This window comes from Ruegeria sp. AG6 (assembly GCF_056541565.1).
In genome coordinates this window covers 618,789-630,317 of sequence record NZ_JBQFYQ010000001.1, presented here as the reverse complement: position 1 = coordinate 630,317, position 11,529 = coordinate 618,789, and the positions used below count along the sequence as shown (strand labels likewise).

General features: G+C 57.3%; 13 protein-coding genes. 1 reads left to right on the top strand and 12 read right to left on the bottom strand.

Going from position 1 to position 11,529, the window contains the following annotated elements; genetic code table 11:
• Positions 1-20: 20 nt before the first annotated feature.
• Together ctrA and sciP are read right to left on the bottom strand one after the other, a co-directional pair.
• Positions 21-737, bottom strand: coding sequence for a response regulator transcription factor CtrA (gene ctrA, locus ACR0I0_RS03105; RefSeq protein ID WP_152457936.1), 717 nt, complete (start codon positions 735-737; stop codon positions 21-23).
• Between the two features lie 86 nt (positions 738-823).
• Positions 824-1,117 carry a CtrA inhibitor SciP gene (gene sciP / locus ACR0I0_RS03100; protein WP_171632574.1) on the bottom strand — a complete coding sequence of 98 codons (294 nt, stop codon included), beginning with the start codon at positions 1,115-1,117 and terminating at the stop codon, positions 824-826.
• A 128-nt stretch (positions 1,118-1,245) separates the two neighbouring features.
• Between sciP and mnmA the strand changes: the two genes are divergently transcribed.
• Positions 1,246-2,391, top strand: a complete 1,146-nt coding sequence (gene mnmA / locus ACR0I0_RS03095) for a tRNA 2-thiouridine(34) synthase MnmA (protein ID WP_171632577.1) — start codon at positions 1,246-1,248, stop codon at positions 2,389-2,391.
• Here the strand turns inward: mnmA and ACR0I0_RS03090 are convergent.
• The 10 genes from ACR0I0_RS03090 to rseP form a co-directional block, all read right to left on the bottom strand.
• Positions 2,388-2,933 (bottom strand): carboxymuconolactone decarboxylase family protein, encoded by a 546-nt coding sequence (locus ACR0I0_RS03090; RefSeq protein WP_480490141.1) that lies wholly within the window; start codon positions 2,931-2,933, stop codon positions 2,388-2,390. The genes mnmA and ACR0I0_RS03090 overlap by 4 nt on opposite strands.
• A gap of 100 nt (positions 2,934-3,033) precedes the next feature.
• Complete coding sequence (locus ACR0I0_RS03085; RefSeq protein ID WP_480490139.1) at positions 3,034-3,609, bottom strand: hypothetical protein; 576 nt, start codon at positions 3,607-3,609, stop codon at positions 3,034-3,036.
• Positions 3,602-4,768 carry a lipid-A-disaccharide synthase gene (gene lpxB, locus ACR0I0_RS03080; RefSeq protein WP_480490138.1) on the bottom strand — a complete coding sequence of 389 codons (1,167 nt, stop codon included), beginning with the start codon at positions 4,766-4,768 and terminating at the stop codon, positions 3,602-3,604. Before lpxB ends, ACR0I0_RS03085 begins: the two co-directional genes overlap by 8 nt.
• Positions 4,768-5,562, bottom strand: coding sequence for an LpxI family protein (locus tag ACR0I0_RS03075; RefSeq protein ID WP_480490136.1), 795 nt, complete (start codon positions 5,560-5,562; stop codon positions 4,768-4,770). Before ACR0I0_RS03075 ends, lpxB begins: the two co-directional genes overlap by 1 nt.
• A 4-nt stretch (positions 5,563-5,566) precedes the next feature.
• Positions 5,567-6,352: an acyl-ACP--UDP-N-acetylglucosamine O-acyltransferase gene (gene lpxA / locus ACR0I0_RS03070; protein ID WP_171168239.1), complete on the bottom strand. Its 786-nt coding sequence runs from the start codon at positions 6,350-6,352 to the stop codon at positions 5,567-5,569.
• The gene (fabZ, locus tag ACR0I0_RS03065; protein ID WP_152457928.1) at positions 6,349-6,822 is read right to left on the bottom strand and encodes a 3-hydroxyacyl-ACP dehydratase FabZ; all 474 of its coding nucleotides are present in this window, start codon (positions 6,820-6,822) and stop codon (positions 6,349-6,351) included. The genes lpxA and fabZ overlap by 4 nt, the downstream gene beginning before the upstream one ends.
• Before the next feature lie 73 nt (positions 6,823-6,895).
• Complete coding sequence (locus ACR0I0_RS03060; protein WP_171632589.1) at positions 6,896-7,417, bottom strand: OmpH/Skp family outer membrane protein; 522 nt, start codon at positions 7,415-7,417, stop codon at positions 6,896-6,898.
• Between the two features lie 63 nt (positions 7,418-7,480).
• Complete coding sequence (gene bamA, locus ACR0I0_RS03055) at positions 7,481-9,841, bottom strand: outer membrane protein assembly factor BamA (protein ID WP_480490134.1); 2,361 nt, start codon at positions 9,839-9,841, stop codon at positions 7,481-7,483.
• A 127-nt stretch (positions 9,842-9,968) separates the two neighbouring features.
• Positions 9,969-10,097, bottom strand: coding sequence for a hypothetical protein (locus ACR0I0_RS03050; RefSeq protein WP_256367495.1), 129 nt, complete (start codon positions 10,095-10,097; stop codon positions 9,969-9,971).
• A gap of 78 nt (positions 10,098-10,175) precedes the next feature.
• Positions 10,176-11,528 (bottom strand): RIP metalloprotease RseP, encoded by a 1,353-nt coding sequence (rseP, locus tag ACR0I0_RS03045; RefSeq protein ID WP_171632595.1) that lies wholly within the window; start codon positions 11,526-11,528, stop codon positions 10,176-10,178.
• Between the last annotated feature and the right edge of the window lies 1 nt (position 11,529).

Sequence of the window (11,529 nt, the reverse complement as noted above, 5' to 3'; positions counted from 1 at the left end):
GGCGGCACTGGTGGTTCAATTCAAAGCCCGACTGCCATCCGTGTTTCGTCCAGCGTGTTGCTTTGCGGGTCTCGCAGCACATAGCCACGGCCCCAGACGGTTTCGATATAGTTCTCTCCACCGGTCGCATTGCTGAGCTTTTTGCGCAGTTTGCAGATGAACACATCGATAATTTTCAGCTCAGGTTCATCCATGCCGCCATACAGGTGGTTCAGAAACATTTCCTTGGTAAGAGTCGTCCCCTTGCGCAGGCTGAGCAACTCGAGCATCTGGTATTCCTTGCCGGTCAAATGAACCGTCTTGCCATCCACTTCCACGGTTTTTGCATCAAGGTTCACCGCAATTCGCCCTGTATGAATGATCGATTGCGAATGCCCTTTGGAACGGCGGATGATGGCATGTATGCGTGCCACCAGTTCTTCGCGATGGAAAGGCTTGGTCAGATAATCATCGGCGCCAAAGCCGAATCCCTTGATCTTGCTTTCGGTATCATCGGCACCGGACAAAATCAGAATCGGTGTTTCCACCCTGGCGATCCGCAACTGGCGCAGAACCTCATGCCCGTTCATGTCCGGCAGGTTCAAATCCAGCAAGATCAGGTCGTAATCATAGAGTTTTGCCAGATCGATTCCTTCTTCGCCAAGATCCGTCGCATAGACGTTCAGGTTCGCATGCGTCAGCATCAGTTCGATGCTTTTGGACGTGGTCGGATCATCCTCGACAAGAAGTATGCGCATTTTTCACTGCTCCAATTCGGGCCAATAATTCCAATTAAAATTAAACCTGACCAAGAATGGTTAATCTGACGTTACCGTTGAATCATCTATTCACGCTCTCCTTTAGGTTGTCGATACTTTTTTAACGCCGTCGCCTTCAACGCCTCAACGCCGTGTTCCGCGATCAAAGAAACCCAACCGTTGAATTCTTCGTCGCTCAGGCCGTATTTCTTTTTTGCGTCAGACAGGCTGATCAACCCGTAAAGCACGCCACGCACGACAAGAATCTTGCGTGACGCCACCCATCGCCTTGTGTTCGCGGGCGGCAAATCCGCATGCGTCAAAATGGATCCATCCGGCAGAGCAACAGACCTTGGCCCTTCAACTTTGTGCAAATACATCGCTTTACCCTTCTTGCTGCACCAAAGCTGCCCTCAGCCTACTTAAAGTCGCGTGAAACCGCCCCTTGAGAGTGTGTAGAATTTTCCTATATTCTGCCGGTCTTTCTTAACCCGGACTGGAATCTGCAATGGCCCTCGACACCGAGACCCCGCTGAACTCGCTTGGCTTTGCCAAACCACCCTCGGAAACGCGGGTCGTTGTGGCGATGTCGGGGGGCGTCGACAGTTCCGTTGTCGCGGCCTATCTGGCCGATCAGGGCTATGATGTGGTCGGCGTGACTTTGCAGCTATATGACCACGGCGCGGCATTGGCCAAGAAAGGTGCCTGTTGCGCTGGAATCGATATTCATGATGCGCGACGCGTGGCGGAAGAACGGGGATTTCCGCATTACGTTCTGGATTACGAGAACATCTTCAAGGATGCCGTGATCGACGAGTTTGCCGACAGCTATCTGGCAGGCGCGACGCCGGTTCCCTGCATCCGCTGCAACGAGCGGGTGAAATTCAAGGACCTTCTGGAAACCGCCAAGGATCTCGAGGCAGACTGCATGGCCACCGGCCATTACATTCAGCGCAAGATGGGCGCCAACGGACCGGAATTGCACAGCGCCGAAGACGCCAATCGCGATCAGTCCTATTTCCTGTTCTCGACCACGCCAGAGCAACTTAATTTTCTGCGCTTCCCGCTGGGCCACCTGCCGTCAAAAGACGCAACCCGTGAGATGGCGGCGCAGTATGGACTGTCGGTGGCGGACAAGCCCGACAGCCAGGATATCTGCTTCGTGCCCGACGGCAATTATGCCAGCGTCATCGAAAAACTGCGCCCCGGAGCCGCGGAACCCGGCGAGATCGTTCACGCCGACGGCCGCGTACTGGCGCAGCACAACGGCGTGATCCACTATACGATCGGGCAACGTCGCGGTCTTGGCATCGGCGGCCTCAGCGAGCCGCTTTATGTCGTCAAACTGGACGTCGACAAAAAGCAGGTCGTTGTCGGCCCGAAAGAGATGCTGGCAACGCGAGTCGTTCCGGTGCGCGAGATCAATTGGCTGGGCGATGACCCCTTCTCGTCACGCGATGAATGGCATCTTTCCGTCAAAGTCCGCTCGACCCGCCCGCCGCGCGAGGCAATCATTCGGCCGCTGTCGGACACTACGGCCGAGGTCGAACTGCTGACCCCCGAGGAAGGCATCTCGCCAGGGCAGGCCTGCGTGTTTTACGCAAACGAAGGCAGCCGCGTGTTCGGCGGTGGCTGGATCTGGCGTGGGTATTAGGTTGAAACCGGCTCGACCTCGGGTTCGATCTGAATCTGCAATGCATCGTTGAACCGATTGAACGCACCGCACAAGGCGATGCGCCAGGTCAGCTCGACGATCTGAGCATCCGTGAACCATTCCCCCAGATCCGCGACATCGGCATCCCGCATACGGCCCGACCGGATCGTCACGGCTTCGGCATAGCGCACGACCGCCTTGTCACAGGCATCCAGTTCCGGATGATCCTCGACGTCCGGCAGACGCGCCGCCCCTTCGGGGCTCAGCCCCGCAACGGTCAGCAGCGGTGTGTGATGCGAGACGCAATAATCGCAGGCATTCAGTTTTGAAACCGTCACCATCGCCAGCTCCAACGCACGGCGCGGCAGGTTCTCCTGCTCTCGCAGGGTTGTCAGCATTCCCGTGACATGGTTCAGAACCGGAGGGCAATACGCTGCGACGCGGGCCCAGTTGTCAAACGGGCCATAGGCGCCCAATGCAGCGTGGGACGCGCGCGCGTCGGCGGTCATTTCCTGATCCGACAATGGGGGGATGCGGGTCATGTTGAAAACTCCTTTTCTGGGTCACGATACCTTGGACCTGCGCCCCAGCAACAGACCTTTGCAGGTCACATATGCGAGACAACGCGCTCTCTTTGCCGGGTCACACCATATCGGTGGGAGAGTTGAAGAGAATATAGAGCCCGACGCAGACCATGATATAGGGCGCAATCCGATCCAGCCGGGCAACGCGCGGACCAAGGCTTTTGGCGTGGGGCGCGCCCCATGCCGCAACAACAACCAGCAAGGCGGCCGCGCTGGCGGCACCGATCAACGCAACAACCCGATAGGACGGCGCAGAGTCCGCAAGCAGAGGGGTCATTACCGCAAAACTGTCTATCGAGAGGCTCAGGAAAAGCGTCACCACCGAAGTCACCGCCCCTTTTGACTCCGCACCTTCGGTGTCCGCCTCGCGAAACTGATGCCAGATTCCGCGCAAGCCAAACACCAGCGGGACAAGGCCAAGATAGCCGATCCAAAACGGAAGGCCGCTCTGGTTCAGGCCCATGGCCACGGTCATGGCCAGGGAAAGTACGATCGTCTGAGCGACGGCAAAGCCCACGATCGCACGGCGCTGTTCCATCACCAGGATCAAGCCCAACAAGACAGCCAGATTGTCCAGATTGGTAGAGATCATCGCGATCCCCGCAGAGACTGCAAACAGCGCGTGATCAAGCATTGCGTGGCTGCATTCTGTTCAAAACCGCCCGCGCTGCGCGCAAGCCGGGTGCTTCGCCCCCACGCCCCAACCTGTCCATGGTCAGGTTCATGGCATGCTGTTGCGCATCGGGTGCGTCGGCGACCTTTCGCAAGGCTTCGGCGATTTTCTGAGGCTGACAATCATCCAGCAGGCATTCCGGCACGGCGCGTGTTTCCGAAACCAGATTGACCAGTGTAACGGTGTCCAGCTTGACCATCCGTTCCGCCATTTTCTGCGTCAGCCAGTTCAGCTTGTACGCAATGACCATCGGCGTATTCTGCGCTGCAAGTTCCAGCGAAACCGTTCCCGAAGCAGCAAGGGCAAGATCTGCGGCGCCAAAGGCCGCTCGTTTGTCGGCCATGGCTTGTTCCGCACCCACCTGGCGGGGATCCAGCACCACGGGCGCGCCAGGCCATTCTGGTACCAGTTCATTTATCAGATCTGTTGTCGCACCTACGGTCGGGATCACCACGCGGTAATTCGGGTGGTCATCGAAAAACAACCCCAACGCGCCGCCGAAAGACTCTGCCAGACGTTCAATCTCACCCCGCCGCGACCCGGGCAAGGCCAGCAGGATCGGCGCATTACCCAGATCAAAGCGGTGGCGAAAGGCGGCGATCTCATCTGGTGTGGCAGTCGGTTCGCCAACCACAGGATGGCCGACAAAGTCGCATTCCATCCCTGCCCGCTCCATGTACGGAGGTTCAAAAGGAAGAAGAGCCAGCACATGGTCGATGACCTTTGCCATCTTGTCTGCACGCCCGGGGCGCCAAGCCCAGACACTGGGCGCAACATAATGCACGGTTCGGATTTTGCTGTTGGCTTTTACGATTTTGGCGACGCGCAAGCTGAAATCCGGGCTGTCTATGGTGATCAATACATCCGGTTTCGTGTCCAGCACCGCCTGTGCCGTCTCGGATATCCGCCGTTTCAGGTGAAAAAACTTCGGCAGCACTTCGACAAGCCCCATGACAGACAGCTCGGACATCGGGAACCGGCTGCGCAGGCCCTGCGCTTGCATCAGATGGCCTCCCACACCGTCGAATTCAATCTCGGGCACCAGGGTTTTCAACCCCTCCATCAGCGCGCCGCCCAACCGGTCGCCCGAAGGTTCACCGGCGACCAGAAAGACACGCATCAGACTGCCCGCTCGCGGATATAGAGAAACAGACCCAGACGGTTGCATTCAGCGATGACGCGTTCTTTTTCCAGAACGAGCACACCGCCTTTTTCCAAAACGATCCCGGACAAACCTGCCGCAACCGTGTCGGTAACAGTTTCCGGCCCGATGGCGGGCAAATCGGCGCGCCGATCCTGATCGGGTTTGGGGCCTTTGAACAGAATGCCCCCGCCAGCGTCGGGGCGTTGGGTCAGGGATTGCAGCATCCACGCGGTGCCGAACACCCCCTCGATGGCCAGCGCCTGCCCTTTGGACACGGCACAGGCCTGCCCGGTATCCGCGGCCCCCATTGCCCGAAGAATCCCGGCGGCGCGGTCAGCGTCGGCCATGTCGGCATCCGAGGGCTGGGTTTCGGTCAGACACCCCACAGGCGGTAACAAACCGGGCGCGATCTCATGCGCGGCCCTGAGGGTGAGACCGGCACCCTCAAGAATTCCGATCACGGCGCGCAAAGCTCCGTCATCGCCGGACAGGATGGCCTTTTGGATGATCGGAACCAGCGGCAGCGTCGCGGCGTCGATGCGCGATGGGTCGATTGGCGGGCGCCGAACAGCGCCGGCCAGACAGATATCGGTCACGCCCCGCGCCTTCAGGTCAGCGATGAAACTGCCCAATTGTTCCAGAGGAAACACGACATCTGCACTCAGGCTGTCAGGCAGAAACCCCTCCATCGCGCAGATCAGAGGACGTTCTGGCAACTGCGCAACAACTTCGGTCGGCAGCGCCCCGGTTCCCGCAATCAACGCAAGCATGACCCTATTTCCTCGGGGTCAGGAAGGATCGGTCACTGTGGCCGGTGACGAAATCCACGATCTGCTGCACATAGTCGCTTTCGTTGCCTTCACCGATCCGGCTGGCGCGATCCATAAAGGTGCCTTCGCCGTCGGACAATTCCTTGAATGCCGCGCGCAGCGCCGAGATATCTTCACGCGATACACCCTTGCGCTTGAGACCGACGAGGTTCAGGCCATCCAGCTCACCCCGCGACGCCTGTACCAGGCCGTAAGGAATAACATCTTTCGGCACCATGGTCAGCGCGCCAATAATGGCCCCGCGTCCAACGCGCACCCATTGATGCAGCCCTGAAATGCCACCGACGATCACGTCGTCTTCGACGATGCAATGCCCCGCCGCGCCGGCATGGTTCACCATGATCACACGGTTGCCGATCTGAACGTCATGGGCCACGTGAACACCCGCCATCAACAGGCAGTCGTCACCGATCCGCGTGACCCCTCCGCCACCTTCGGTCCCGGTATTGATTGTCACATGCTCGCGAATGCGGTTGCGTTTGCCAATCTCAAGCCGGGTGTTTTCGCCGCTGAATTTCAGGTCCTGAGGGATTTCACCAATCACCGAGAAATTGAACACGACGGTATCGTCGCCGATCGAGGTGTCGCCCGTCACGACCACATGCGATTTCAACTCGACCCGATCGCCCAGTTTCACCTGTGGGCCCACGTGGCAGAAGGGACCGATGATACAATCCTGTCCAATCTGCGCACCGTCTTCAATAATTGCGCTGGGATGGACTCCGTTCATGTTGTCTTTTCCATATCCCAGTCGACATAAGCCGAGAATTCCGCCTCGGCGGCAACTTCGCCTTCGACAGTTGCACGGCCGCTGAATTTGAACAGCTTTCCGCCTTTTTTCCCACGCACTGTTTCCACATGCATTTCCAGCACATCACCGGGCACCACCTTGCGGCGGAATTTGCACTTGTCGATGCTCATGAAGTAAATCAACAGCTCGGTGTCGATGACGTCCATTCCCACACCCAGCATCACACCGGCGGTCTGCGCCATTGCCTCGACAATGGTGACACCCGGCATGATCGGCGTACCGGGGAAATGCCCCTGAAAATGCGGTTCGTTCATGGTGACATTCTTGATTCCGCGCGCCGACTGATAGCCCGAGATATCTACCACCTTATCGACCAGCAAAAACGGATAGCGGTGCGGCAGGATCCTCTGGATCAGCTGAATGTCTGCGCTTTTGGTTTCTGTGCTCATGATGCAGATATCCCGTTTTGGATGTTTCTTTTTTTGCGTGGTTAGCAATACAGCACTGCAAGGGCAAGCGAACCTATTCGCCCTGACCCTGTTGCAAATCGCTTCCATCACCAATCGCGGCGTTTATTCGGATGATTGCGGCTTCGGTGATGTCGGACGTGCTGACGACGACATTAGATCGCTCGATCATCACGCTGGCCCCAATTTCGCGCAACAGATCGACAAGCACCGGGCGCACAATCTCGGAAAAGGTCTGCTGGGCTTCTTCGCTGCGACGGGCCAGTACGTCCAGCTTTGCCCTTTGCCCCTCGCGATGGGACTGAACCTTGAGATCAAACGCCTCGGCCAGGGGGCGGAACTCGTCGGCCGACATGGTGGCGCGCTGCTCGGTAAGTTCCTTTTCTTCGCGGCTCAGTTCCGCGACAATCCGTTGGTTTTCTTCGGACAGTAAGGCGCTTTCCTTTTCAATTTCACGCAAAACGCGCTGTCCGAAAGCGGACTTGGCAAACAGCTCTTCACTGGACAGGGTGACCACACTGGCTTGAGGCACACCAAGCTGCTGAGCATTTGCCAAAGACGCCAGGACCATCGCCATAAATGCACACAGGGCCCAAAGCGGGCCCCGTGTTCTGCCAAGCAATCTGTTCAGCATCGCGGGTCAGAACCGGGCCTGGATCGTAAAGTCAAAGTTCTGCTCCTTGTCGAAAGATTCTTTCTTGAGAGGCTGCGAAAAGTTGAACTGCAACGGCCCGAACGGAGTTTCCCAGAGCACCGAAATACCGATCACGTGCCGGATCGATCCGTTTGCACCGACAATGGTTGCACCTGCCGTATTGACGTTGTCGATGTTGTAGAGGTTGCCGACATCATAGAACAGGCCGCCACGCAGACCCAGCTCCTCGGGCAGACCCAGTGGGAAGTCGGTTTCGAAACGGGCAACCCAGTAGTAGTTGCCGCCGATCGCATCATCCTGACCGTTGGACAGGTCACGCGGTCCGATACCCGCAGGTTCGAAACCCCGAAAGGTATTGGGCCCCAGCACAAACCGGTCAACAGTACGGCTGAAATCGTTTCCGCGCCAGTGCAGCGCGCCCAGCTCCATCGTGGCCCGAAGCACCACTTCTTCGTTCCATACCCGGGTTTGCGCGATACCACGCGCCGTGGTCTTGAAGTACTTGTTGTCCCCGCCAAGTCCAGCGGCATCAACGCCAACCTCGAACAGAACGCCGGTATTGGGGTCCAGACCGCCGATACGGCTGTCATAAATGTAGGACAGTCCCAAAGAACTGGACGTCCGTTTGCCCTGCGCAATTTCAGAAGCAATCACCGCGCCGTTAACTTCGTTGTCCTGCTGCGTCATCTCGCTGCGGTCCCAGCCATAGCGGAGCCGCAGAGCCGACAATTCACCGATCGCATAGGTCAGCTGCGGTGCAAAGAAAAGACTGCTTGTGTCGTAACTTGCAAACCCGGAATTGGTGGCAGACAGCCCCAGACCAAGGTCAAAGCGCAGCTTGCGACCCAGAAGGTAAGGCTCTGTGAAGCTGAGCGTATATTGTTCCGAGTCCTGCGCGGTCGAGATCGACACACCAAGGTTCTGGCCACGACCCAGGAAGTTGGATTCGTTCAGGGCAACGGCAATCCCGAAGCCGTCCGTAACCGAGTAGCTGCCTCCGAGGCTCAGCGAGCCGGTAGGTTGTTCTTCAACGTCTACATCCAGAATGACCTGGCTGGGCGACGATCCCTCGCGCGGCTCGACTTCCGCGACGGCGAAAAAGCCCAGGGCATTGATGCGCTCGGCGGCCTGACGGATTTCGCGGGGATTGAACGGGTCACCTTCGACGGTATCGAACTGACGGCGGATCACCCGGTCCAGGGTGGTTGTGTTGCCTTCAATATCAATCCGCTCGACAAAGATCCGCGGACCTTTTGTCAGAACAAATTCGATATCCAAAGTCAGATCGCGGTCATTGCGTGTAACACGTGGTTCCACGCGAAGGAAATCCACACCTTGCTTCAGGCCCAGCCGTTCCTGTCGCGTAATCGAATTTTCAACCAGCGTCGGCGTATATGTCACGCCGGGCTTGATCTTCAGCGCGTCCTGATAAGGGGCCGGATCCACGCCCGGAATCTCACTGACGGTCGTGATCTTACCGAATGAAAATTTCTGGCCCTCGGTTACATTCATCACCAGAAAAAACGCATCCCGTTCACTGGTAAACTCGACATTGGCGCTGTTCACGCGGAAGTCGACATAGCCTCGTGACAGGTAGAAATCCCGGATGACCTGCTTGTCGAACTCGATACGATCGCCGATGAAGGTGTCGTTCCGGAAGAACGTCCGCAGGAAGGTTGCCTGCTTGGTTTCCAGAACGCGGCGCAAACGACGGTCCGAAAAGGCACGGTTGCCAACAAAACTGACACGTTCCACTTCAATGGTCGTGCCCTCTGCCACTTCAAAAACCAGATCAACTCGGTTGTCGCTGCGGCGGATAATCCGAGGGATCACGGTCGCGGCAACTCGACCTTGGGCCGAATACACTTCAGCAATCATGTCGGCGTCAGACTCGGCCAACTGCGGGGTAAAGACGCGGCGCGGCTGAGATTCGATAACGTCCAGCAACACGTCGTCTTTGACACGGGCGTTACCCTCGATGCTGATCTGATTGATCGTCGGATATTCCTGAACCGTGATGACCAGCGTAGACCCCCGCGGCGTCAGCTCGACTGTTTCAAATACACCACTGTCAAGCAAACGCTGATAGGCATCATTGAGCTGGCCCGCAGTTACAGTCTGGCCAGGTTCGATTCCCGTTCGGGCGATGATCGTACCGGTTTCAATCCGGCGATTGCCCTCAACATCAAACGAATTGATCGTATAGTTTTGCGCCTGTGCTGCATGCGGAAAAGTCATTAAGCTTGCAGCAACAAAAAGGAAAAGAACCGCTAGCGCCTGCCACAAAATCTTGTTTGTTGGCATTTGCTGCCCGCAGGATGTGCCCGCCCCTCGCCTGTCAGTCATTTTATGCTCTACCCAGAATTTAAGACTTTAATGCTGAGTAACGGGATTGAATGAGCTTGTCAAAAGGCGAAATAGAAGCAGCCGCGAAGACTGCCATTCAAATTGACGACGTTAATTTCAGTAAGAATCACATGGCCGCCAGATAGGCGGCACCTGCCATAGCCAACGCCGTAACTGCAAAGCTCAGCAGAACATCCCAATTCAGCACGAACAGGAAGCTAAAGCTCTGATACGATTTTTTCAGCGTTTTGGTCATGGTTTTTCCCTCAGACGCAAAAATCATAACGTCAGAATGAGGCAATTTTGCGGCCCAATCTTGCGCTACGCGCCACAATTAGCAGAACAAATCGTTGCTCACTGAAAACAGCATGAGGGTGAGAATTAAGGTGATCCCTACACCCATGAGCACCCGCAAGGCCCCATCACTGGGTGGTTTCCCTGCAATGGCTTCATAGGCGTAGAACACAAGGTGCCCGCCATCCAATGCCGGGATCGGAAACAGGTTCAGCAATCCGACCGCCGTCGACAGAACCGCGATGAAGAAAATGAAGTTCTGCGCCCCCTGGCTGGCCATTGCCCCCGAGGTTTCGGCAATCCCGATCGGCCCCGAGATGTTACAGGTGCTGATTGCCCCCGTCACCATGTGCCACATACCAGACAGCGACCCTTCGATAATGCGGCCCGTCTGTCTGACACCGCCGGTCAGTGAATCCAGAATACCGGCCGGTTCAGTTGCTGGCTCCAGCATCATGCCCCCGATGATCCCAATCCGCCAATGGGTGACGAAACCGCCATCCGGCTGAGGTTCATCCGTGCGTCGGGGGGCCAATGCGAATTCCAGCTCGGACCCATCCCGCCAGACGTCCAACAGCAGAACCCGGCCGTCGGACCCTTCGACAAAATCCTTCAGCTGCTCGAAGGCAAAGATCGGCTCTCCGTTCACCGCCGTGATGACATCGCCTTGTTTCAGTTGAATATCCATCGCCGCGCTGCGTGGGGCCACTTGGCGGATCAGGGGTGGAAACATCCATGGTGCTTGTACATCCAGCGTTTCACCGTCCCGGATCACCGTGTAATCCAGAACCGGTTCCACAGGCAGCGCATCGATAAAGTCCTGCCAGGCCCCCTCTTCATCATAGTCAGGTGTCGGTGTGCCGGCGATTGCGGTGATCACATCACCTTCTCTCAGTTCCTGCACAGTGCCTGGCAAGGGTTGCAACGTTCCGACCGTCAGCGGCTCCTTCGATACGCCCTGTGACCAGAAAATCAGGCCAAACACCAGAATGGACATGACGAAGTTGAAGACAGGTCCGGCCGCGACCGTTGCGGCCCGTGCCCACAAAGGGGCACCATGCATGGTGCGGCGCAGCTCTTCCGGGCTTTGGGTAGCGATGCCTTCCATCGCCTTTTCATCCTTGCCCGATGCTGCATTGGCATCGCCCAGGAACTTTACGTACCCCCCAAACGGCAGCAACGCGATCTGCCATCTTGTCCCCCGTTTGTCGACACGGCTCCAGAGAACCGGGCCAAACCCGATCGAGAACACTTCGGCATGGATACCGGACCAACGCCCCACAATGTAGTGGCCGTATTCGTGCACCGCGACGATGACCGACAATGCGATGACAAACGCGACAATCGTCCAGAGAAGATTGCCAAATTGCGGGATTAGGGAAAGTACGTCCAAA